Origin of the sequence: Flavobacterium salilacus subsp. salilacus (assembly GCF_004634195.1) — a bacterium.
Lineage (GTDB): Bacteria > Bacteroidota > Bacteroidia > Flavobacteriales > Flavobacteriaceae > Flavobacterium > Flavobacterium salilacus.
In genome coordinates this window covers 139,219-163,175 of the sequence record NZ_SKBP01000003.1, presented here as the reverse complement: position 1 = coordinate 163,175, position 23,957 = coordinate 139,219, and the positions used below count along the sequence as shown (strand labels likewise).

Sequence of the window (23,957 nt, the reverse complement as noted above, 5' to 3'; positions counted from 1 at the left end):
ACATTTTAGTTGACTAAGAATAAAGCATTACTGAATAACAAATTCCCATTTTCCCAAAAACCACGAAACAGGGGGTTATCTACCATATAAATTACCTGCCCTGCTCCTTTGCGCTCTACGGCAAATGTAACTGTGTTTTCCAGATTCTTTTTCAGATTATGCCCTATAAAGCCAAAGCTTTTATAATTGGCAGGTACATATATTACATTTTCAGCACCTTTCAATAGTTTATAACGAGAGGCATCCGTCTTCAGGCTATAGTAGCTGTCTCCCAACCCGTAGGCTAAGGGGTGGCTTTTGTCCAATATATTTTCAATAATAGCACCCGGCACAACGTTAGATATAGCTTCGCGTTCCAGATTATCATAATTTAAAAGTCGGTCACTAAAATCTTGCAGCTCCTCGCTGTCTGTTTCAACAGTATTGTCATCTTCAGCACTACGTTTCGTAAGGCTGTAACCGGTAGCGTCTTCAAAAACACCCAATGCTTTGCCCATAGCCATGACTTTTCCGCCTTGCTCAATAAAACTATTAATTTCCGCTATTTGCGTTGCTGTAAAACTGTAATTACCATCAGGTAAAATCAACGTGTTGTATTCTGTAAAATTAATCCTGTCAAAATTTTGAAGTTCAACAATACTTAAAGGATAATTAACTATTTGTTCCATATAAAACCACACCTGCCCAAAGTCAGTAGCACTAATATCGCTCCCGGAGAGTAACATTACTTTCGGAGCTTTTAACAATGCGTAGTACTCTCCGCCCAAATCAGCCCCCTCAACAGAAAAACCGCTTTCTATAACCTCATAGTCAGGTTTATCAGCAAGTAGTACATCCATAGTAGGTATAAAAGATTCCCGTATCTTATTATCACTGGTTAAAACAATGAGGTCCCCTTTTTTTATCCTAATCCCTCTATATAACGATTCTTTTTGTGCCATGCGCACCTGTATGTTATTTTGATGTAGTGAAGCCAGTACTTTTACCGATTCGCGCCCATTCCAAGGAATATAGTATGCATAGACATTATCATATTCCAGTTTGCCTTTATGGCTTACCTGTGGCTTTGTTTGTACAGAAGGATTATTTTTAAGAGCATAACTTTCTATACCATAGGCATGGGGTAATGCCCAGGCGGTAATATCATAAGACAAACTATCCGAAAGATGCTGGTAAGGTTCAAACAACACTTGTGTGAGTACTGCTTTAGGCTGGTTTACACTTACTATAATGTCATTTGGCTCTATGGTAAAATCTTTATCACTATCGGACTGATAATGGTAACCGGATGTTTTTTTGGTTTCATCAGCATAAGCATACGCTATTTTATTTCGCTCCAACAGTTTTGTCATTTGCAGTGTTTTACCACTGTTTTTCAGTACATAAGACTTGTACTTACCTTTCGGGTTTTCTCGGCTTTCTTTAAAAAAATTCCTGAAATTTTTAACCAGCTTATCTTTTTGCTTAGATGCCGTTTCTAAAGCTGTAAGTACTGCCATAGTATGATGATCTATCCTGTCCTGCAACGTGAGTATAGTACCGTTTCTTAATTTTATGGCACGTCCTGCATTTATGCCGCCCTGCTCATAGGTCATACCCACAGCACCGTTAAAACACGGGTAGGTATCACCATAACTCGGATAAAACAAATCAAAACGCTCACGGGTATAGTAACTCCAGCCTTTGGCATCAAACTTTTTTGATGTATTCTCACCTATACTGTTATGAAAATCTTTTTGGTACTGCGCTATAAAATCATGTATAGGCTCTGCTGCGGGCGGAAAGAAATAAGGCTCGTTATACCCCATCTCGTGCACATCTACATGCACCATAGGCATCCATTCATTATACAGCAGCATACGCTGTTGGGTTTCAGGCTGCGTTTGCCATGCCCAGTCACGGTTAAGGTCGTAAGCATAGTGGTTCTGCCTGCCCCCGGGCCAGGGCTCCATGTGTTCCCTGTCATCAGCACCGGGGTGAGTGTTCCATCCCGTTACGGAACGTAGCCAGTTGGTATAATGGGCAAACCCGTCGGGGTTAAGGCATGGATCCAGTATTACAATAGTATTCTTCAGCCATTCTTTGGTTGCCACATTTTCGGGGTTTACCAGTTCATACGCTACGCTCATAGCGCTCTCTGCTGCCGCAGGCTCATTGCCGTGTACATTAAAGCTGAGCCATACAATGGCTTTATCCTGAACACTTACCGGCTTTTTATCAGCCATGCCTATACTGTACAAATGGTTCTCCCTTATGTTTTGCAGTTCTTTTAAATTTTCGGGGGTTGAAATAAAATATACATTCAAAGCCCTTTCTTCCGGAGTTTCTCCGTAAGGCTGCTGCATTATATAGTCAGACTGCTGTACCAACTGCTCAAAATAATCTTCCAGTTGGTCATAATAGGTAACATGTTTACCGTAATTAGGTAAAAACTGCCTCGGGCTGTTTACCTGGGCATTAAGTGTAAAGGCTGTTACAATTAAAAAGAGGGCTGTACAGAGTTTTTTCATGTGCGGTATTTAGAAAACCAAATGTAAGGATTTTACCTTTACAACAAAAAACACACGGTATGCAGCATATATTTTCTTTAAATAACAATTACAGCAAAACTATTTAAGGGGTAATTCTTATCTTTGCTTGCTCTAAAAACAAATTACCAAAATGCGTATATCCTATAACTGGTTAAAACAATTCATAAAATTAGAATCGACATCTGAGGAAACTGCCAACCTGCTTACCGACCTTGGACTTGAAGTGGAAGGTATAGATAACTTTGAATCGTTGAAAGGTGGACTGAAAGGTATAGTAGTGGGTCATGTACTTACTTGTGTACAACACCCTAATGCTGACAGATTACGCATAACTACTGTTGATATTGGCGATGGTACTCCTTTACAAATTGTATGCGGAGCGCCCAATGTAGCTGTAGGGCAAAAAGTACCTGTAGCTACCATAGGTACTACACTGTATGACAAAGAAGGAAATCCGTTTCAGATAAAAAAAGGAAAAATACGCGGTGAGGAAAGTCATGGTATGATATGTGCCGAAGATGAGCTTGGTATTGGCGAAAGCCATGATGGTATTATGGTACTGCCCGAAGATTTAAAACCGGGTACGCCTGCAGCCGAGATATTTAACGTAGAAACCGATGAGGTTTTTGAAATAGGACTTACCCCCAACCGTGCCGATGCCATGAGCCATTTGGGCGTAGCACGCGACCTGCGTGCGGGAATGAACCAAAAGAATATTCATACCGAATTGATTACCCCGTCTGTAAGTAACTTTAGGGTAGATAAACGCACCCTGAAAATAGATGTTGCGGTAGAAGACAGTAAACTTGCGCCAAGATATTGCGGGGTTACCATATCAGGGGTTACAGTAAAACCATCGCCTGCATGGCTGCAAAACAGGCTAAAAGCAATAGGTATTACACCCAAAAATAATGTAGTAGATACTACCAACTATGTTTTACATGAACTTGGGCAACCGCTGCATGCTTTTGATGCCGGAAAAATAAGGGGTAACAAGGTAATTGTAAAAACGGTAAAAGCGGGTACTAAATTTGTAACGTTGGATGATGTAGAAAGAACACTGCATGAAGAAGACCTTATGATATGCGACGAAAACGGTCCTATGTGTATAGCCGGTGTATTGGGCGGTAAAAATTCAGGCGTTAACGAAAATACATCTTCTATATTTTTAGAAAGTGCCTATTTTAACCCTGTATCTGTACGAAAAACAGCTAAAAGGCACGGTATAAGCACTGATGCTTCTTTCCGTTTTGAAAGAGGTATTGACCAGAATATTACCCAGTATGCCCTTAAAAGAGCTGCTTTGTTAATACAAGAAACCGCAGGAGGCGAAATAACATCTGATGTTATTGATTTTCATCCTAAAAAAGTGGAAGACCATACTGTTTTCCTGAACTTTGAACATGTAAAAAGAACAATAGGACAAGAAATTCCTATAGAAACAATAAAGAAAATATTAGTATCGCTGGATATTAAAATAAACACCATGTCCGAAATTGGGCTTGGGCTGGTAATACCGGCTTATCGGGTGGATGTTGAAAGGGAAATTGATGTTATTGAAGAAATACTAAGGGTATATGGATATAATAATATCAACTTTACCCAAAAGCTAAACGCATCTATATCTAACGCTACACGTACCGAAGATTATAAACTGCAAAATATTGTAGCCAATCAATTAGTAGCATTAGGCTTTAACGAGATGATGGCAAACTCGCTTACTACTCCGGACTATGTGAAGTTATCAGAAAGCCTTAAAGAAGAGTTTAATGTGTTGATGTTGAATCCGCTGAGTAACGATCTTTCGGCTATGAGGCAATCACTACTGTTCAGTGCGCTGGAAGCGGTTTCATTTAACATTAACAGAAGACGTTCCGACCTAAAGCTGTTTGAGTTTGGAAAAACATATCATAAACTGCCATCAGGGTATGATGAAAACAAACACCTTACACTGACCGTAACAGGAAATCGCGTGGCAGAGTCATGGACACAATCCCAAAAGGCATCTGATTTTTTTATGTTTAAAGGTATGGTTACTATGGTATTGGAAAGGCTTGGTATTACCAAAACCCAAACACAGCCATTGACTAATGATGTTTTTGCGGAAGGTTTTGCCTATACCATTGGGCAGGACATACTTGTAGAAACGGGAACTATCAAAAAATCTGTTCTTAAAGAATTTGATATCAAGCAAGAAGTTTTCTTTGCCGATTTCAATTGGGGATCAATTATAAAACTCGTTTCTGAGAAAATAAAATACACCGAAATATCAAAATTTCCTGAAGTACGCCGTGATTTGGCTTTATTAGTCGATAGCGACACTTCCTTTGAGAGTATATATGCTATTGCAAGACAAACAGAAAAATCGTTATTAAAAGACATTAACCTGTTTGATGTATATGAAGGTAATAATTTGCCTGAAGGCAAAAAATCGTATGCCGTTAGCTTTATATTGCAGGACAATAACAAAACGCTTACTGATGAGCAAATTGATAAAATAATGAACAAAATAAGGCTAAATCTTGAAAAGGATGCCGGAGCACAGTTGAGATAATCCTCCCTGTGTTATATATCAACAAAAATGCCCCGCATAGCGGGGCATTTTTGTTATTTATGGGTTTTTATTACTCTGCTTTCAGTGCTTTGTATTTATCCATCATTTCAAGTCCTTGATATAAAGTACCCAGTATGCTTTTTATATTCTCATCATCAGGCTTTATTTCATGTGCTTTTTCAAGATATACAACAGCTTGCTTGTACATATCATCTCTTTTCTTTTTCAACTCGTCATAACGCTTCATTTCCTTACTTGATGTACCAAGACTATTCATCTCTTTCACAATGGCATCTTCACCGTCAAGCTGCAATATTCCCAAGTTTTGATATGCTGCCATATATTTAGGGTCAAGCTCAATTGCTTTCTTATAGTATAAAGCTGCCTCTTCTTTCTGCCCTGATTTAGCGCTGGTAACACCCAGATTAAAATATAAGTTAGGGTCTTGAGAACCTTGATTTAATACTTGAGTTACTGCCTTTTTATAATTTTCATAGTCTTTAGCTTCAAGGTATATTTGCGCTTCAGCCATTAGCAGCGAAGTGTCGTTAGGATTTGCTTTTTTAGCTTCAGCTATCGCAGCCATTCCTTTTTCTTTCTCTCCCTGATTAATGTATATTAAAGCAATATTTTTAATAATCTCTCCTTTTTTAGACTCTTCACGATATATGGAAGGTTCAGCATGCGTTTTATTGGCAACATACAGATCTCTTACTTTTTTATCGCCGAAATATTCTACCTCGCCTGTTGCCAGGTTTTTGGCAGTATAATTAAGTACACTTCCTGTAAAACCAATGCGTTGCAGTTCTTTATAATACTCCAAAGCTTGCGGATATTGCTGGCTGTTTACCGCATAGGCAGCAGCATTGTATAAATATACCGTGTCTTTAGGGCTTATTCTATATACCTTTTCGTATAAAGGATAGGCTTCTTTATATTTTTGCTGTTTACCCAGTGCCGATGCCTGGTTTACAAGTGCCGCCCTTAATTCAGGATATACTTGTTGACGTATCTCTTCGGTACGTGGCTGCTTTCTGAGCCCTTTTTCTATTTCTATTACTTTATTAAGGCTTTCTATAGCTATATCCAAATTTTTTTGAGCTGTTGCAGGGTTTGTCATCATCTGTAACGCCGCAAACTGACCTTTGTAATAGTAAAAATCTGCTTTTTGTTCTTCGTCAGCACTTTCAAGTTTTGCCTCTGCTGCATCAAGAAGTTTTTTAAACTCTTGTATATTAGGCATTTCATCCTTACTCGTTAATTTCTTTAAGGCTTTCAGTTCGTCTTTTTGAGCAAAAACACTTACAGAAAGCAATAAAGATGCTGCTATTAGGTATTTTTTCATAATCGTGTGTTTTATAATTATTCCTGTTTTTCGTTAGTATCTTCTGTATCAGGCTCTATATCGCCTGTTATGCTGTTTTGGGCATCTTGCGCTTCTTCCATTCCTTCAACAGCTTCATCTACAGCTTCTTCCTCACGCATCACTTTAGTAACCGCAGCAATAGAGTCGTTTCCTTTTATATTTATAAGGCGTACACCCTGTGTAGCGCGCCCCATAACTCTAAGGTCTGCCACTTGCATGCGTATGGTTAAACCTGATTTATTTATAATCATCAAATCATCCGTATCTGTAACACTGTTTATGGATACCAGCGCACCGGTCTTATCGGTAATATTAAGTGTTTTTACACCTTTACCGCCTCGGTTGGTTATTCTGTAATCTTCAAGGCTGGAGCGTTTTCCGTATCCTTTTTCAGATACCACAAGTATCTCGCTGTTCATATCATTTACAGAAACCATGCCTATTACCTCATCATTATCATCTTGCAGGGTAATACCTCGCACACCCGATGCGTTACGACCCATGGGGCGGGTTTTACCTTCTTCAAAACGAACGAGTTTGCCTGACTTCACGGCAAGTAATACCTGGCTTTCGCCTGTAGTAAGTTTAGCTTCCAGCAGTTCATCATCTTCCCGTATGGTAATAGCTGCAATACCGTTAAGCCTTGGTCGGGAATATTGTTCTAACAATGTTTTCTTAACAATACCCTTTTTAGTAGCCATAATTACGTAATGACTGTTGATGTATTCTTCGTCTTTAAGGTCTTGCGTGCAAATAAATGCTTTTACCTTATCGTCATTCTCTATATTAATAAGGTTTTGTATAGCGCGTCCTTTACTGGTTTTAGTTCCTTCGGGAATTTCGTAAACACGCATCCAGAAACATTTTCCTTTTTGAGTAAAGAAAAGCATGTACTGGTGATTGGTAGCTACAAACAGGTGCTCTAAGAAATCCTGATCGCGGGTAGTCACTCCTTTTTGTCCTACTCCTCCCCTGTTTTGTGTTTTGTATTCGCTAAGCGGAGTACGCTTTACATACCCGGCATGCGATATGGTAATTACCACACTTTCATCGGCAATAAGGTCTTCTATACTCACATCGCCTCCTGCATATTCTATTTGCGAACGGCGTTCATCGCCATATTTATCCCTTATTTCGGCAAGTTCTTCTTTAATAAGGTTCATTCTAAGCTCTTTGCTTTCTAACAAAGCTTTCAACTCAGTAATCAATTTCATGATTTCCTCATACTCTGCTCTTAGTTTATCCTGCTCCAGTCCTGTAAGCTGTCTTAAACGCATCTCTACGATAGCACGAGCCTGAATTTCCGAAAGTTTAAATCGTTCTATTAAGTTTGCACGAGCCTCCTCACCATCTTTAGAACCTCGGATGATACGGATAACCTCGTCAATATTATCCGAAGCTATAATGAGCCCCTCCAGTATATGAGCTCTTTCCTCAGCTTTACGAAGGTCAAACTTTGTTCTTCTTACCACCACATCATGCCTGTGTTCTACAAAATAGTGAATCAGGTCTTTCAGGTTAAGCATTTGCGGTCTGCCTTTTACCAGAGCAATGTTGTTTACGCTAAAGGATGATTGCAGTTGCGTGTATTTGTATAATGTATTGAGTACTACATTTGGCACGGCATCACGTTTCAGGATATAAACGATACGCATACCTTTCCTGTCCGACTCATCACGGATGTTGGCAATACCTTCTATTTTCTTTTCGTTAACCATATCGGCAGTTTTCTTAATCATCTCTGCCTTATTTACCTGATAGGGTATCTCGGTAACTATAATACACTCCCTGCCATCTACTTCTTCAAAATTTACTTTAGCTCTTATAACAACTCTTCCGCGACCTGTTTTAAAGGCTTCACGAACACCGTCATAACCATATATTACGCCTCCTGTAGGAAAATCAGGGGCTTTAATATGGTTCATCAGTTCATCTATCTCAATATCGTTATTATCAATATAAGCCAGCGTACCGTCTATCACCTCAGTAAGGTTGTGTGGCGGCATATTGGTAGCCATACCCACCGCAATACCCGATGCTCCGTTTATAAGCAATGTAGGTACTCTGGTAGGCATTACAGTAGGCTCATGTAATGTATCGTCAAAGTTTAATTGAAAATCTACAGTTTCTTTATCAATATCAGCCATTATTTCCTCTGATATCTTGCGCATTCTTGCCTCTGTATAACGCATTGCGGCAGGGCTGTCGCCGTCTATAGATCCAAAGTTACCCTGTCCGTCAACCAGCAGGTAACGTAAACTCCACTCCTGTGCCATACGCACCATTGCATCATATACAGAGGTATCGCCGTGTGGATGGTATTTACCTAACACCTCTCCCACTATCCTTGCAGATTTTTTGTGGGCACGGTTAGAAAATACTCCTAATTCATTCATTCCGTAAAGTACTCTTCTGTGTACGGGTTTCAAGCCATCTCTAACATCAGGAAGCGCCCTTGAAACAATTACCGACATTGAATAATCAATGTAGGCTGACTTCATTTCGTCTTCAATGTTAATTGGGATTAACTTTTCTCCTTCAGCCATAAGTAGTTATATTAAAATTTTATATTATTACAAAACGTGCCAATATACGCAATTTTATTAGCATTGATAAGGCTTTAATTAATATTTTTTTGCAATTTATTAACATTGAAACCACATAAAACAGTTGATAAAGTAATGCAAAAACGTTTTTATTTGTGATGTTTTTTTTGTCACTTAGCATGTCAGTACCTCCATACAGGTACGGTTTTTGTAAAATCTTTTGTAAATAGTTATATTTACATTATACAAATGCATATTATGGATGACAATTTTTCACCAAGAGTCAAGGATGTAATTACCTACAGTAAAGAGGAAGCTTTACGGTTGGGGCATGACTTTATTGGTACGGAACACTTGATGCTGGGTATCTTGAGAGACGGCAACGGCAAGGCTATCTCCATATTAAACAGCATTTCGATTGATTTGGATCATTTACGCAGAAAAGTCGAGATATTAAGCCCTGCAAACCCTAATGCAGAGCGCAATGAAAAGAAAAACCTTCATTTAACCCGACAGGCAGAAAGAGCACTGCGAACTACTTTTCTGGAAGCTAAGGTTTTCCAGAGCACGTCTATAAGCACAGCGCATCTTTTGTTATGTATATTGCGTAATGAAAATGACCCGACTACCAAATTACTTAATAAACTTAAAATTGATTACGAAACTGTTAAAGAAGAATTTATCAATATGACATCAAACGAAGAAGATTATCTAGAAAACCTACCTCGTGCAGAATCATTTAACGATGATGCAGGACAGGATGACAGTATGCGCGAAAGTTCGTTCAACAATCCTTCTTCCGGCGCAAAAACAAACAAAAAATCTAAAACTCCTGTACTGGACAATTTTGGTCGTGACCTTACCGAAATGGCAGAAGAAGGAAAATTAGATCCTGTTGTAGGGCGCGAGAAAGAAATTGAACGCGTGTCGCAAATACTGAGCAGACGAAAAAAGAATAACCCTTTACTTATTGGTGAGCCGGGTGTGGGTAAATCGGCAATAGCCGAAGGGCTTGCGCTGCGCATTATTCAAAAGAAAGTATCGCGTATTCTTTTCAACAAGCGTGTGGTAACATTAGACCTTGCCAGTCTTGTGGCAGGCACTAAATACCGCGGACAGTTTGAAGAACGTATGAAGGCTGTAATGAATGAACTGGAAAAGAATGATGATATTATCCTTTTCATAGACGAGATACATACCATAGTAGGTGCAGGAGGCGCTACAGGATCGCTGGATGCCAGCAATATGTTTAAGCCGGCATTAGCAAGGGGCGAAATACAATGTATTGGTGCTACCACACTGGATGAATACCGACAGTATATAGAGAAAGACGGTGCGTTGGAAAGACGTTTCCAGAAAGTGATTGTAGAACCTACATCAGTAGAGGAAACCATTACCATACTTAACAACATCAAAAACAAGTATGAAGACCACCATAGTGTTACTTATACAGACGAAGCTATTGAGGCTTGCGTAAAGCTGACCAACAGGTACATGAGCGACCGTTTCCTGCCGGATAAGGCTATTGATGCGCTTGACGAGGCAGGATCAAGGGTGCACATTACTAATATTGATGTACCGAAACAAATTCTTGATCTTGAAAGACAACTTGAAGAAGTACGCGAGCTGAAAAATTCGGTCGTTAAGAAACAGAAGTATGAAGAAGCGGCTAAACTTCGCGACGACGAAAAACGCATTGAAAAAGACCTTGCCATAGCCCAGGAACAATGGGAAGAAGACTCTAAAAATAACCGCGTTACCGTTACCGAAGATAATGTTGCCGATGTAGTGAGCATGATGACAGGAATACCTGTAAACCGTATAGCACAAACCGAAAGTAATAAACTGGCAAAACTGCCGGAACTCATAAAAGGTAAAGTTATTGGGCAGGATGAAGCCGTAGGTAAAGTTGCCAAATCGATACAGCGTAACCGCGCAGGGCTTAAAGACCCTAACAAACCTATCGGATCTTTCATATTCTTAGGGCAAACAGGCGTAGGTAAAACACAGCTTGCCAAAGTGCTTGCCAAAGAGCTTTTTGACTCTGAAGACGCATTGGTGCGTATCGACATGAGCGAGTATATGGAAAAATTTGCCATATCGCGCCTTGTGGGTGCACCTCCGGGATATGTAGGCTATGAAGAAGGCGGACAGCTTACCGAAAAAGTGAGAAGAAAACCGTATTGCGTAGTATTGCTGGATGAGATAGAAAAGGCTCACCCGGATGTATTTAACATGCTGTTACAGGTACTTGATGATGGTTACCTTACCGATAGCTTGGGCAGAAAAATAGATTTCAGAAATACTATTATTGTAATGACATCGAATGTTGGAGCAAGACAGTTAAAAGACTTTGGGCAAGGTGTAGGCTTTGGAACATCTGCCAAAAAGGCACAAGCTGATGATTATGCCAAAGGTGTTATAGAGGCTGCCCTGAAAAAAACCTTTGCTCCTGAATTTATTAACAGAATAGACGATATTATAGTATTTAATCCGCTTGAAAAAGAAGATATTGATGCTATTATTACCATAGAACTTCAAAAACTGTATGACAGGATAAAAGAGCTTGGATATACCATAACGCTGTCAGAAAAAGCAACAAGCTTTATTGCCGAAAAAGGTTTTGATAAGCAATATGGCGCCAGACCGCTGAAAAGAGCCATACAGAAGTATGTGGAAGATGCTCTTGCCGAAGAAATTATTACATCGAAAATATCGGGTGGCGATGAGATATTCATGGATCTTGATGAAGATGGAAAAGAACTTGTTGTTACCATTAAAAAAGCAGAAAAGCCTGCTGAATAAATAATTTGTTTTTTTACATCCTATATTAAAAATCCCCGTAGCTAATAGACTGCGGGGATTTTTTTGCTTATGTTTAGTAATTGCTAATTTTTACAGAAAAAACGGTCGTTTACTTTTTTCTGTAAAAAAAAGTAGTACTTTAGTTTGAATAATCTTAATACAAAATGTTAGACAAAGTAATTGTAGGGAGTGAAGAGTGGTGCACTTTTCCTGAACTTGGCATACCAACTATTAAGGCGCGTGTTGATTCGGGAGCTAAAACTTCTGCCCTGCATGCCATTAATATTTCACCTTTTCAGAAAAATGCTGAAAATTGGGTAAAATTTGACATCAATCCCATACAAAATAATACCAGGACAATTATACACTGCGAAGCTCCGTTGGTAGATAAACGTATTGTAAAAAGCTCCAGTGGCTATCGCGAAAAACGTTATGTGATACAATCGGAAATACAAGTGGGCGACTCGCGATGGCAAATTGAACTTACGCTTACCAATCGTGACTCTATGGGTTTCAGGATGCTGCTTGGGCGCGAAGCTATGAGCGGACGTATATTGGTAGATCCTGAACAAAAATACCTGTTAGGGCAACCTACTATCGAAAAACTAAAAGAATATTACGAAAAAAACGAAGAGGTACGCACAGGACTTCGCATAGGCGTACTTGCCAGTAATCCTGAATTGTACAGTAACAGGCGTATTATTGAGGCAGGAGAAATGAGGGGACACGAAATGCACTTTTTGAACCTGAAATATTGCTACATGAAACTGGATGCCGATACTCCGGAGATACACTATCGGGGGGGCAGGGTGCTTAATGATTTTGATGCCATTATACCGCGCATACGCCCCAGCATGACGTTTTACGGTTGCGCCCTTACACGTCATTTTGAAGCATTAAAAGTATATTGTCTAAACTCGGCTACCGCCATAACACAATCGCGAGATAAGCTGTACTCATTACAGTTGTTACTAAATAACGGTATAGATATACCTACTACAGGGTTTGCGAACTCTCCTTTGGATACTAACGACCTTATAAAAATGGTGGGCGGTTCTCCGCTTATTGTAAAGCTGCTGGAAGGCACACAGGGCAAAGGCGTAGTACTGGCTGAAACCAAAAAGGCTGCCGAAAGTGTTATTAATGCCTTTAAAAGCCTAAATGCAAACATACTGGTGCAGGAATTTATAAAAGAGGCAGATGGCAAGGATATACGCCTTTTTGTAATCGACGGAAAAGTAGTAGCCTCTATACAGCGTGAGGCATTACCGGGCGAGTTTAGAGCCAACATACACTTGGGAGGGACAGCATCGGTAGTAAAAGCAACTGTAGAGGAAAAAAGAATAGCCGTTAAAGCAGCAAAAGCCATGAACCTTAAAGTAGCCGGTGTAGATATTATACGTTCTGCGAAAGGACCTTTGCTTCTGGAGGTAAACTCATCGCCCGGACTGGAAGGTATTGAAGGGGCTACCGAAAAAGATATTGCAAGTGAAATGATACGCGCTATTGAGAAAAATTTTAAAATGGTGCGATAAAAATAGTTGTAGCTCATGACGCTATTATCTCAAATAATCATTGCCCTTATAGCCGTTGTACATATTTATATACTATGGCTGGAAATGTTTGGCTGGATGACAAGGGCTAAAAAAGTTTTCAGGAAATTTCCGCCCGAATTGTTTGCACCTACCAAACCTATGGCTGCCAACCAGGGGTTGTATAACGGCTTTTTAGCCGCAGGGCTAATCTGGTCGTTATGTATTACAGATGCTGCTTGGAGCATCCATGTGGCTACCTTCTTTTTATGCTGTGTTGCCATAGCAGGAATATATGGCGCGGCTACCGTGCAAAAAACAATATTGTATGTACAGGCAGTGCCTGCTTTGGCAGGATTGCTTTCGATTTATATTTTATAAAAAATAGAAGTTATGAAAAACTGGCATATTATTATAGTATTCCTTATCTCGTTTACAATACTCGTTATCGGGGCATTATTTAAATTGATGCACTGGCCCTATGCGAGTATTATGCTGACTATAGGTATGGGAGGTAAAGCACTCGCAATACTACTATTTATAATTAAAATAGTACGAGAAAGAAATACAGTTGATTTCTTAAATAAGTAAGTTAATGAAGCTAAAAATTACTCTATATATCTGCATACTTACAAGTTGCTTTTACGGGTACAGCCAAAGTAACTGTACAGATTTTAGAAACGGTACTTTTAAGTTTACGGATAAAGAGTCCGGAAAAGTATGCATCATTACCCGTAAAGATAACGAACAAACAGAAAAAATAGAGAACACTCAGGAAGAATATCACTTTGCCATTAAATGGGTTGACAGTTGTACCTATACCCTTACTCCTACCGCAACTACCGTACAAAAAAACAAAGAGGTACTCAAGCTGGGCACTATGACCGTAAAAATAATCCCGGCAACTGATAGTTCTTATGTACAACTTGTACGTGTGGCAAACAGCCCCAAATTTAAGCGCAGGGATGAGGTTTTTATTGCCAAAGACAAATAACATTAAAGCCATGCAAGTTGATGAAATAATAACCGAAAGACTGGTGCTTAAAAAGCTGACGCCTGAAATTTATAATTATTTGTTCACAAATTTAAACGATGAGGATATAAAACAGTTTCTCGGCACTGCTACTGATGAAGACTTTGCTAAAGAAAAAGATAATTACAGCAAAGGAATAGTAACTTATAACCGCACTTTTGTCAATTTTGTGCTTACAGAGAAAGCAACAGGAACCGCTGTAGGCTGGTGTGGTTTCCATACATGGTATCCTAAACACAGCCGCGCCGAAATAGGTTACAGCATCAACGATGACAGCCATAAAAGAAAAGGATATATGAGCGAGGCTCTTGCCGCTGTTTTAAAATACGGTTTTGAAATTATGCAACTGCACAGGGTTGAAGCATTGATAGCCGAGTATAACGAGCCTTCGCTTAAACTGTTACAAAAAAACGGATTTGTTTATGAAGGGCGTTTACGGGAGCATTATAATGTGGACGGAACAATGGAAGATTCCATCATGTACAGCCTGCTGAAGAATGAGTATAAATACTCCATAAAAAAAGAGGCTGTCTAAAAAGTGCTTAAACAACTATTTTTGTCATTCTGACGAAGGAAGAATCTCTTGTTTATCAAACAATTGAGATTCTTCACTCCATTACATTGCGTTCAGAATGACACTTTTGAGACAACTCCTTTTTATTTATTCAAATACGCTATCATCAATTTCTATATTGTTAAGAAAAGCTATTGTGTTTTCTATATCATAATGCAATATTCTATCCTCTTCTAACAGGGGTACTTCTTCACGATATGATTTTACAAACATCTCTATAAACTCGCTCGATTTAAGCGGTCGCCTAAACTCCAGCGCCTGCGAGGCATTCATAAGCTCTATGGCAAGTATACGCTCTAAGTTTTCAATAATTCTAAGGGTTTTAGTCGCCGCATTTGCCCCCATGCTCACGTGGTCTTCCTGCCCGTTAGACGATACTATGCTGTCTATACTTGCCGGTGTGGCAAGTTGTTTGTTTTGGCTCACAATACTGGCTGCGGTATATTGCGGTATCATAAACCCTGAATTCAATCCGGGGTTAGCTATCAGGAACGGTGGTAATCCACGCAATCCTGAAATAAGCTGATACGTACGTCTTTCGGATATACTTCCCAATTCGGCAAGCGCAATACCCAAAAAGTCAAGTGTTAATGCCAAAGGCTGTCCGTGAAAATTACCTCCCGATATAATTTCGTCACTTTCTATAAATATATTCGGATTATCGGTAACAGAGTTAATTTCGGTACGGAATACTTTTTTCACATAATCAATAGTGTCCTTAGTAGCACCATGCACCTGCGGTATGCAACGGAAAGAATAAGGGTCTTGCACGTGTTTTTTAGGCTGGGCAATAATTTCGCTGTCTTCCAGTAGTTCATTAAAACGTCTTGCGGTAATTATTTGTCCTTTGTGCGGTCGTACCATGTGTATCAGTTCATTAAACGGTTCGATACGACCGTCAAACCCTTCTAAAGATACTGCTCCTATTAAATCGGCTAAATAGCAGTACTTGGTAGATTTAAGCAATATATACACACCATAGGCAGCCATAAACTGTGTACCGTTCAGCAGGGCAAGTCCTTCTTTAGATTGTAACACTATAGGTGCCCATCCCATTTTTTCCAATACTTTATGAGCCGGTTGGCGGAAACCATCAGCATAAACTTCTCCTTCGCCTAATAGTGGTAGCGACAGATGCGCCAATGGAGCAAGATCGCCCGATGCACCAAGCGAGCCTAACGTATAAACTACAGGCAGTATGTTATTGTTATAAAACTCGATTAATCGTTCTACGGTTTGCAACTGTACTCCTGAATGACCGTAGCTTAACGATTGTATTTTCAGCAGCAACATTATTTTTACAATAGCTTCCGGCACTTCGTCACCTGTACCACAAGCGTGCGATTTTACCAAATTTTCTTGCAGTTTAGAAAGATCTGTATTTGATATTTTTACATCACACAGCGAGCCAAACCCGGTATTTATACCATAAATAGGCTCATCATGTTCTTTCATTTTATCATCAAGGTAGGTACGGCACTTCTGGATGTTTATCCTGGCTTCTTCAGAGAGGGCAAGTTTTTTATCCTGAGAGAGGATATCCTGTACAATTTCGAGGGATAATATATCGGAGCTTATATAGTGTGTGGTTTCCATTTTAAGAAGTGTTTAAAAGGGCAAAATTCACTATTCCTTAATTAAAAAACAACTTTTTTGTGAATTTTTCATTTAATTAGTACTCTGCCGCAATATTATTATAGGCTTTGCTCAGATATTCAACAATATCTGATGCTGTAAACGTCTGGGCGCTAATTTCTTTAACCGCAATATCGGCTGTTAATCCGTGCAAATAAACCCCAAAAACAGCAGCATCAACAGGGGCATATCCCTGCGCTACAAGTGATGTGATAATGCCTGCCAATACATCGCCGCTACCACCTGTTGCCAAAGCTGCATTACCGCTCGCGTTTATGCAAACCTTATCCCCCTGTACCACAAGGGTACGGGCATCTTTTGCCACTACAATAACCTTGTGTTGTATAGAAAAAAGCTTGAGTTTTTCCAACTTATCAAAATCATTTTCCCAACTCCCCATAAGCCTTTCCAGTTCTTTAGGGTGCGGAGTTAGTATTGTATTTTCGGGCAAGAGTTTAAGCCACTCTTTATTTGCTGAAAGGATATTAAGCGCATCGGCATCTATTACTAACGGCGCAGTATTATTTTTGAGAAAATTGTACAGGGCAGTCTGTGTTTCAGGGTGCTGCCCTACTCCCATACCAATGCCTACAGCATTTGGTTTTATGTCAAAATTTATATTATGCAAATGTTTTTCACCCTCTGTCAGTACCATTGCTTCCGGCAGGTAGGTTTGCATAATATTATATCCGCATTCGGGTATATATGCCGTAACCAGTCCACAACCTGTTTTTAAAGCTGCTTTAGCCGAAAGGCACGCAGCCCCAATCTTGCCATAGCTACCTCCTATTATCAGCGCATGCCCCTGTGTGCCTTTGTGGGCATAGGGCAATAAGGGTTTAAATCTTTTTATGGCTTCTGCCCTATCGGTAAGGTAATAATCAGAGGGAGTGTCTTTTAAAAATTGTTTGTCCAGCCCGATATCTAATATTTCAATAATGGTACAATATTTATAATTGTCGGGTAAATAAAATGCGAGTTTAGGAAACTGAAACGTAAGTAAATAATCTGCTTGTACCGCTATTTCGGTTTTCCTGTCCAGAAACATCCCGGAAGGAACATCTATTGATACTACAGTTGCAGAACTGTTGTTATTAATTTCATTAATAGTTGTTTTTACTGCATCATCAGGCTCACGAGTAAGCCCTATCCCGAATATAGCATCTATAATAACTAATTCCCCTTTAGTATATTGGTATTCTTTTTTGTGGTTATTTGTTATCCCTGCCTCTTTAGCCTTATCCAGGTTGATGGAAAAATCTGCAGAAGGTTTCCCTGCACTTTCTATGATATCAAGCACCACATGATAGTTATCTTGTTTCAATAAGCGGGCTATTACTAAACCGTCACCGCCATTATTACCCTGACCGCAAAAAACATGAAACAGGGTTTCTTTATCAGGAAATTTAATTTTTAACCATAAATAGGCTTGTGTAGCAGCACGCTCCATTAAATCCGTTGAGGTTATTTGCTGGTTATGTAAGGTAAGTTCGTCTGCTTTCCTCACTTCGGCAGCTCCAAAAATTTTCATGGTGGTGTGGAATTGATTGTATAAAATTATTACATAAAATCAGGATTACAAGGTTTTTAAACTGATTTTATACCATTCTATTAAATATTATCAACCATTCATTATTTTTAAAGTAAGTTTTTCAATAATTTAGCATCATCAAACACAATTATAAACAAACGCAATGAAAAATACTGCGCTTACGCACATTCACGAAGCACTGGGAGCTAAAATGGTTCCGTTTGCAGGCTACAATATGCCTGTACAATATGAAGGAGTAACTGTTGAACACGAAACCGTAAGAAACGGTGTTGGTGTTTTTGATGTATCGCACATGGGCGAATTTCTGCTTTCAGGACCTAATGCACTTGCCTTGATACAAAAAGTATGCAGTAATGATGCTTCGACGCTTACCATAGGTCGTGCGCAATACTCCTGTATGCCAAATGAAGTGGGCGGAATTGTAGATGACCTTATTATATACCGTATTAAAGAGGAACAGTATTTACTGGTAGTAAATGCCTCGAATATAGAGAAAGACTGGAACTGGATTTCGGGTAAAAATGATATGGGCGCAGAAATGCGTAATATATCAGACGATTATTCGTTACTTGCCATACAAGGTCCTATGGCTATGGAGGCCATGCAGTCGCTTACCTCTGTAGATCTTGCTGCTATAAAATATTACCATTTTGAAGTAGCCGATTTTGCAGGTATAGAGCATGTTATTATATCGGCTACAGGCTATACCGGTAGTGGTGGTTTTGAAATATATGCCAAAAACAGCGAGATTGAGCAAATATGGAATAAAGTTTTTGAAGCCGGAAAGGCTTACGGTATTAAGCCTATAGGGCTTGCCGCGCGTGATACCTTAAGGCTGGAAATGGGCTTTTGCCTGTATGGTAACGATATTAACGATACCACATCGCCACTGGAAGCGGGACTGGGCTGGATAACTAAATTTACAAAAGACTTTACCAACTCCGAAGCGCTTAAAAAGCAAAAAGAAGAAGGTGTAACCCGCAAACTGGTAGCTTTTGAACTGACTGAAAGGGGAATACCAAGGCATGACTATGAAATTACTGATAAAGAAGGTAATGTAATAGGTATAGTAACATCGGGTACTATGTCGCCATCGCTTAATAAAGGTATAGGCATGGGCTATGTACCTACTGAATATGCCGCTGAGGGCAGCGAAATATATATCAGGATTCGGAAGAATGACATTCCTGCAAAGGTGGTAAAGCTCCCGTTTTATAAAAAATAACGCCTATGAAAAAAATTATCGCACTTGCTATACTGTTTTCGCTGAATGCGAAAGCGCAGCATCATGAAAGAGCGTGCGATGTTTTTTCTAAGATAAACAACGTTCTGCAATCGCGCCACTTTGAGCCTAAACCGATAGACGACAGTTTATCGGTTTATGTTTTTAATACTGTAATAGAACAGCTTGATGATAACCATATACTGTTTTTACAGGAAGATTATGACAAGCTGGCACTGCATAAATATAAACTGGACGATTATTTAAAAAACAAAGATTGTTTGTTTTTTGATGATTTTATAACCATCTATCAAGCTGCGCTTAACCGCAATAAAATTATAGTAGAAGAACTTACAGCCACCAACCTGCCCTATACTACTGCCGATACTATATTTTATTCCAAAAAAGCTTTTCCTTATAATAAGAAAGCAGATAAAATAAAGAACTTTATCCGTAAGCGAATAACTTTTGACATACTGGAAGATATAGCCAAACTGGGTAAGAATAAAGACTCTTTAAAAGTATTATTGCCCGAACTGGGTGCGCTGTCGAAAAGCAAAATAACAGAGTCCTATTTATGTAAAATAAACGCTTTACTAAACCCTACCGAGGGGTTTAACAACAGCATGTATAACCGATTCTTCTCCGTATTTTGTAATTATTTCGACCCTCACTCTACCTATTTTAATTATAGCGAAAAAAGCAGCTTTATTTCGGGTATCTCTTCCGAAAATTATTCTTTGGGGCTATATGTAAGCCTTAATGAAAAGGAAGAAATTATTGTGGAGGAAATTGTGCCCGGCGGTCCTGCTTATAAAACCTACAAAATAGATAAAGGCGACCAAATTTTAAAACTGGCTGCTAATGATATTGAACATACCGTTTCATGCGCTTCGATGGAGGCAATAATTGACATCGTTTTTTCGGATACTTACCGCGATGTAGAGCTTACAATGCGCAAAAAAGACGGAACTGTTTATTTGGTTAAACTGGAAAAAAAAGTAATGAAGTCCGAAGATCACAGTGTATATAGCTATATACTGGGCGATGTTAACCCTATAGGATATATAAAAATACCCAGTTTCTATTCGGCTTTTGACCATACCAGCCTTAAAGGCTGTGCAGATGATGTAGCCAAAGAAGTGCTTAAATTGAAGAAACAAAATATACAAGGTCTTATTATAGACCTGCAGTATAACGGAGGCGGCTCTATGGACGAGGTAATAAGCATGGCAGGCATGTTTATTAACTTTGGCCCTATTACCATCATAGCCGGCAGGAACAGTTATAACAATGTTATAAAAGATTACAACCGCGGTATGCTGTATGACGGCCCTATGGTAGTGCTTGTAAATAGCTTCTCGGCTTCGGCAAGCGAGTTTTTTGCAGGCGTTATGCAAGATTATAATCGAGCTATAATAGTAGGCAATACTACTATGGGTAAAGCCAGTATGCAAACCATATTACCACTGGATGAAGAGAAAAAGAATACGGATTTTGTGAAGGTTACCATAGATAAATTTTACCGCGTTACAGGCAAAAGCAGCCAATATAGCGGTATTGTGCCGGATGTACCCCTGCCCGACTTTTTTGAGAAGTTTCTGCCAAGGGAAAGCACCCTTCCTACCGCTATGAAAAATGACACACTCGATATAAAACTGAAATTTAAGCAAATGCCGGATATAGCGCTGAATAAAGTTATTGCCATGAGTAAAAAACGAGTTGCTGCCGATACCTCATTTATTTCTATACAATCTATTAACAAGCGTATCGATGCTTTATATGAAAAAGATAAAACTCCGTTACCTATAACCTTCGATGCTGTTTTTGACGATGTTCATGCTATGGACGCGCTATGGAGCGAAATAAACCTACTTGCCAATAAAGAAAATGATTTGGGTATAAATGCGCCGGCATCTGATAAAACAGCGATTTTAGCTACCGATGATTTCTATAAAAGTATAAACGAATATAAAATAAACTCGCTTAAAACCAACCTTTTTGTATATGAAGGGGTAAATGTAATAAACGATCTTATAAACCTAAAGATACAGTAGGAATACTACAAAAATCGACTGTAATTGTTTTTGAAAAAACGATGAATAAGTTTATTTTTGTGCTGCAAACATAAAAAATATGGGAAGAGCGTTCGAATTTAGAAAAGCCAGAAAAATGAAACGTTGGTCGGCAATGGCCAAAACGTTTACACGAATAGGAAAAGATATTGTAATTGCAGTTAAAGAAGGTGGACCAAACCCCGAAAGTAACGCAAAACTAAGGGCAGTAATACAAAATGCAAAGGCTGCCAATATGCCTAAGGAAAATGTAGAGCGTGCCATTAAAAAAGCATCTGATAAAGACACGGCAAGCTATAAAGAAGTGCTTTTTGAAGGCTATGCACCGCATGGTATTGCCATACTTATAGAAACCGCAACAGATAATAACAACCGTACCGTAGCCAACATACGCAGTTATTTTAATAAATGTAACGGTACGTTGGGCACACAAGGCTCCGTAGAGTTTATGTTCGACCACACGTGCAACTTCCGTATTCCTGCCGAAGGACAGAATATAGAAGAGCTTGAGCTTGAAATGATTGACTTTGGTGTAGAAGAAATTTTTGCTGACGAAGACGGGATTTTAATGTATGCTCCGTTTGAAAGCTTTGGAGCAATACAAAAAGAATTGGAAAACAGAGAATTAGAAATACTTTCTTCGGGCTTCGAGAGAATTCCGCAAGTTACTAAAGAACTTACCGAAGAACAAGTAGCCGATGTAGAGAAACTACTCGAAAAAATAGAGGAAGATGATGATGTTATGAATGTTTACCACACTATGAAAGAGTAGTAACAATTATTACAATAAAAATATTATAAGGCTGCCTGCAATACAGGCAGCTTTTTTTATGGATTAATATATTGATGCAAAATTTATTACGCTGATATAGAAATTCATAGATTTAAAAAAAAATTTCAGCGTACTGTAACATTTTAATATCTGTACTGTCTTTGTAATAAATAGAACGTTTAAAAGCTTGATAACTGCCACTACCAATATAAACGAACTGATTACCCTTTGCAAAAAAGGTAATACCAATGCCCAATATGAAATATATAACGCTTACTATAAAGCGATGTTATAATGTTTTATAAAACAAAAAACGTATTAATAAAACATAAAAGTTGTATTAACGTTATTTTATCACAATAAAAATTATTTTTCTTATCAGATATTGATTCTTAACCATAAGTTAATGTTCATTTTCTGTATTTAAGTATATTTGACCTTATTAATCCATTAAAAAATTAATTTATCATGAAAAAAACATTTTTTGCAATCTTCGTTTTATTTTTAAGTATCTCATGTTCTAATGAGAGTACAGAACAAGAAGCTAATCAAACTGAACTTACTAGTGATTATCAGTTAAAATCAGGAGGTCATGACTTAGAGACTCTCTTTAATGCTATGATTTCCTCACAAGATTATATTGACCTCGAATCCAAAACACAATCATTTACACAAAAAATGAATTATAATGGAGACATCGCTGATATTGATAATGAAAGTAAAATGATGTCATGGATTTCTACGAATATCCACACTACAAGCTTTGTAGATTATAATGAGGCAGTAAATGAATACGGATCTATAGTTAGTACTGCTGAGAAAGTAGTATCTGCCAATACTACTTTTTTTAGTGAATATGCACAAATAGATCACGATGACACCACTATTTTTATACCTTGGCAGCCAGAAAGTCCTACAAACCCTGCTAGTAATTGCGTAAAAGACTGTTGGGATTTTTACGAAAGTAGAGTAAATGCCTTTTCTAGGATTTTAACAAGACAATGTAACGAGGAGCCTGAAAATTATGCTGAGCTACTTTCAAATTATAGGTCTAATATACATATGCTTAAATGGGTTAGGGATAAATGCTTGGATAATTGTTAATCTAAAATTCTGTAAACACAAAAAAAACCTGCTAATAGCAGGTTTTTTTATAAAAATAAAAGCTCAGCACTCTGAATTTATTTTGACAAAAACTGAAAATTTTGAAGTGAAAAGTGAATACTCTGAGATTAAAATAGGTACAATTACAGAACTAAACTATAATTCGGATTATGGTGATGTAACAATTGGTAAATCTGCACGTATTATAGGCAAGTCAACCTATTCCGATCTTAAAGTTGAAAAAGTGGAGGAACTGCTTCATGTTGCTATAGAATATGGAGATATAAAAATGGCTCTGGACAAATCGGTTAAGAATGTAAGCATTAATAGTTCTTATTCAGATGTAACACTACTGTATATGCATGATTCGAAGTTTAACTTTGAACTTTTAACAGAATATTCCAATTCGAGTGGCGACAAAGGAGATTTTAAATACACTACAATACATGATAAAGATTTTAACTCGCACCATATAGGTCAATACGGGGGCAACAGCAATAATAAAATTTATATCAAATCCACATACGGAGATATAAAATGGGTTAAAATATAACCTTATACAACCATTAGTAAACTACTATCGTCTTAAAAATATAACCTACTAACAGTAATAAACAAAGTAAAAAATCAATCATCAATTTCCCTTTAAAAAGGAG

General features: G+C 38.4%; 17 protein-coding genes. 12 read left to right on the top strand and 5 right to left on the bottom strand.

Annotated elements, in window-relative coordinates:
* Positions 1 to 5: 5 nt before the first annotated feature.
* Positions 6 to 2,510 carry a M14 family zinc carboxypeptidase gene (locus E0W68_RS05470; protein ID WP_135218410.1) on the bottom strand — a complete coding sequence of 835 codons (2,505 nt, stop codon included), beginning with the start codon at positions 2,508 to 2,510 and terminating at the stop codon, positions 6 to 8.
* 151 nt (positions 2,511 to 2,661) lie between these two features.
* On the opposite strand from E0W68_RS05470, the gene pheT reads away from it, so the two are divergent.
* Positions 2,662 to 5,085 (top strand): phenylalanine--tRNA ligase subunit beta, encoded by a 2,424-nt coding sequence (gene pheT, locus E0W68_RS05465; RefSeq protein ID WP_135218409.1) that lies wholly within the window; start codon positions 2,662 to 2,664, stop codon positions 5,083 to 5,085.
* A 70-nt stretch (positions 5,086 to 5,155) separates the two neighbouring features.
* Here pheT and E0W68_RS05460 read toward each other — a convergent pair whose 3' ends face one another.
* A complete protein-coding gene (locus tag E0W68_RS05460; protein WP_135218408.1) occupies positions 5,156 to 6,430 on the bottom strand; it encodes a tetratricopeptide repeat protein in 1,275 nt (424 codons plus the stop codon).
* A 17-nt stretch (positions 6,431 to 6,447) separates the two neighbouring features.
* Complete coding sequence (gyrA, locus tag E0W68_RS05455) at positions 6,448 to 8,997, bottom strand: DNA gyrase subunit A (RefSeq protein ID WP_135218407.1); 2,550 nt, start codon at positions 8,995 to 8,997, stop codon at positions 6,448 to 6,450.
* A 258-nt stretch (positions 8,998 to 9,255) separates the two neighbouring features.
* On the opposite strand from gyrA, the gene E0W68_RS05450 reads away from it, so the two are divergent.
* The 6 genes from E0W68_RS05450 to E0W68_RS05425 all read left to right on the top strand — a co-directional run bounded on the left by E0W68_RS05450 (position 9,256) and on the right by E0W68_RS05425 (position 14,902).
* Positions 9,256 to 11,802, top strand: a complete 2,547-nt coding sequence (locus E0W68_RS05450; RefSeq protein WP_135218406.1) for an ATP-dependent Clp protease ATP-binding subunit — start codon at positions 9,256 to 9,258, stop codon at positions 11,800 to 11,802.
* Positions 11,803 to 11,966: 164 nt separating this feature from the next.
* Positions 11,967 to 13,337, top strand: a complete 1,371-nt coding sequence (gene rimK, locus E0W68_RS05445; RefSeq protein ID WP_135218405.1) for a 30S ribosomal protein S6--L-glutamate ligase — start codon at positions 11,967 to 11,969, stop codon at positions 13,335 to 13,337.
* 15 nt (positions 13,338 to 13,352) lie between these two features.
* A complete protein-coding gene (locus E0W68_RS05440; protein ID WP_135218404.1) occupies positions 13,353 to 13,715 on the top strand; it encodes a DUF1304 domain-containing protein in 363 nt (120 codons plus the stop codon).
* A gap of 12 nt (positions 13,716 to 13,727) precedes the next feature.
* Positions 13,728 to 13,925 carry a GldL-related protein gene (locus tag E0W68_RS05435; protein ID WP_135218403.1) on the top strand — a complete coding sequence of 66 codons (198 nt, stop codon included), beginning with the start codon at positions 13,728 to 13,730 and terminating at the stop codon, positions 13,923 to 13,925.
* Between the two features lie 4 nt (positions 13,926 to 13,929).
* Positions 13,930 to 14,328 carry a hypothetical protein gene (locus E0W68_RS05430; RefSeq protein WP_135218402.1) on the top strand — a complete coding sequence of 133 codons (399 nt, stop codon included), beginning with the start codon at positions 13,930 to 13,932 and terminating at the stop codon, positions 14,326 to 14,328.
* 10 nt (positions 14,329 to 14,338) lie between these two features.
* On the top strand, positions 14,339 to 14,902 hold the full coding sequence (locus E0W68_RS05425; RefSeq protein ID WP_135218401.1) for a GNAT family N-acetyltransferase: 564 nt from the start codon (positions 14,339 to 14,341) through the stop codon (positions 14,900 to 14,902).
* 126 nt (positions 14,903 to 15,028) lie between these two features.
* Here E0W68_RS05425 and hutH read toward each other — a convergent pair whose 3' ends face one another.
* Positions 15,029 to 16,537: a histidine ammonia-lyase gene (gene hutH, locus E0W68_RS05420; RefSeq protein WP_135218400.1), complete on the bottom strand. Its 1,509-nt coding sequence runs from the start codon at positions 16,535 to 16,537 to the stop codon at positions 15,029 to 15,031.
* A 76-nt stretch (positions 16,538 to 16,613) separates the two neighbouring features.
* Positions 16,614 to 18,107 (bottom strand): NAD(P)H-hydrate dehydratase, encoded by a 1,494-nt coding sequence (locus tag E0W68_RS05415; RefSeq protein WP_135218399.1) that lies wholly within the window; start codon positions 18,105 to 18,107, stop codon positions 16,614 to 16,616.
* A gap of 163 nt (positions 18,108 to 18,270) precedes the next feature.
* On the opposite strand from E0W68_RS05415, the gene gcvT reads away from it, so the two are divergent.
* The 5 genes from gcvT (at position 18,271) to E0W68_RS05390 (ending at position 23,854) form a co-directional block, all read left to right on the top strand.
* Positions 18,271 to 19,353, top strand: coding sequence for a glycine cleavage system aminomethyltransferase GcvT (gcvT, locus tag E0W68_RS05410; RefSeq protein WP_135218398.1), 1,083 nt, complete (start codon positions 18,271 to 18,273; stop codon positions 19,351 to 19,353).
* A gap of 5 nt (positions 19,354 to 19,358) precedes the next feature.
* Positions 19,359 to 21,407, top strand: a complete 2,049-nt coding sequence (locus tag E0W68_RS05405) for a S41 family peptidase (RefSeq protein ID WP_135218397.1) — start codon at positions 19,359 to 19,361, stop codon at positions 21,405 to 21,407.
* A gap of 79 nt (positions 21,408 to 21,486) precedes the next feature.
* Positions 21,487 to 22,197, top strand: coding sequence for a YebC/PmpR family DNA-binding transcriptional regulator (locus tag E0W68_RS05400; RefSeq protein ID WP_135218396.1), 711 nt, complete (start codon positions 21,487 to 21,489; stop codon positions 22,195 to 22,197).
* 468 nt (positions 22,198 to 22,665) lie between these two features.
* On the top strand, positions 22,666 to 23,301 hold the full coding sequence (locus E0W68_RS05395; protein ID WP_135218395.1) for a hypothetical protein: 636 nt from the start codon (positions 22,666 to 22,668) through the stop codon (positions 23,299 to 23,301).
* Entirely contained in the window at positions 23,222 to 23,854 is a 633-nt protein-coding gene (locus tag E0W68_RS05390) for a DUF4097 family beta strand repeat-containing protein (protein WP_135218394.1), read from the top strand. Before E0W68_RS05395 ends, E0W68_RS05390 begins: the two co-directional genes overlap by 80 nt.
* Positions 23,855 to 23,957: the final 103 nt, after the last annotated feature.

Excerpts from the sequence above, each read along its gene's own strand:
- E0W68_RS05435 (WP_135218403.1), top strand. The coding sequence starts at position 13,728 with ATGAAAAACTGGCATATTATTATAGTATTCCTTATCTCGTTTACAATA.
- E0W68_RS05450 (WP_135218406.1), top strand. The coding sequence starts at position 9,256 with ATGGATGACAATTTTTCACCAAGAGTCAAGGATGTAATTACCTACAGT.
- E0W68_RS05390 (WP_135218394.1), top strand. The coding sequence starts at position 23,222 with ATGCTGAGCTACTTTCAAATTATAGGTCTAATATACATATGCTTAAAT.
- E0W68_RS05395 (WP_135218395.1), top strand. The coding sequence starts at position 22,666 with ATGAAAAAAACATTTTTTGCAATCTTCGTTTTATTTTTAAGTATCTCA.
- pheT (WP_135218409.1), top strand. The coding sequence starts at position 2,662 with ATGCGTATATCCTATAACTGGTTAAAACAATTCATAAAATTAGAATCG.
- E0W68_RS05400 (WP_135218396.1), top strand. The coding sequence starts at position 21,487 with ATGGGAAGAGCGTTCGAATTTAGAAAAGCCAGAAAAATGAAACGTTGG.
- gyrA (WP_135218407.1), bottom strand. The coding sequence starts at position 8,997 with ATGGCTGAAGGAGAAAAGTTAATCCCAATTAACATTGAAGACGAAATG.
- E0W68_RS05470 (WP_135218410.1), bottom strand. The coding sequence starts at position 2,510 with ATGAAAAAACTCTGTACAGCCCTCTTTTTAATTGTAACAGCCTTTACA.
- E0W68_RS05440 (WP_135218404.1), top strand. The coding sequence starts at position 13,353 with ATGACGCTATTATCTCAAATAATCATTGCCCTTATAGCCGTTGTACAT.
- gcvT (WP_135218398.1), top strand. The coding sequence starts at position 18,271 with ATGAAAAATACTGCGCTTACGCACATTCACGAAGCACTGGGAGCTAAA.
- E0W68_RS05415 (WP_135218399.1), bottom strand. The coding sequence starts at position 18,107 with ATGAAAATTTTTGGAGCTGCCGAAGTGAGGAAAGCAGACGAACTTACC.
- hutH (WP_135218400.1), bottom strand. The coding sequence starts at position 16,537 with ATGGAAACCACACACTATATAAGCTCCGATATATTATCCCTCGAAATT.
- E0W68_RS05430 (WP_135218402.1), top strand. The coding sequence starts at position 13,930 with ATGAAGCTAAAAATTACTCTATATATCTGCATACTTACAAGTTGCTTT.
- E0W68_RS05460 (WP_135218408.1), bottom strand. The coding sequence starts at position 6,430 with ATGAAAAAATACCTAATAGCAGCATCTTTATTGCTTTCTGTAAGTGTT.
- rimK (WP_135218405.1), top strand. The coding sequence starts at position 11,967 with ATGTTAGACAAAGTAATTGTAGGGAGTGAAGAGTGGTGCACTTTTCCT.
- E0W68_RS05405 (WP_135218397.1), top strand. The coding sequence starts at position 19,359 with ATGAAAAAAATTATCGCACTTGCTATACTGTTTTCGCTGAATGCGAAA.
- E0W68_RS05425 (WP_135218401.1), top strand. The coding sequence starts at position 14,339 with ATGCAAGTTGATGAAATAATAACCGAAAGACTGGTGCTTAAAAAGCTG.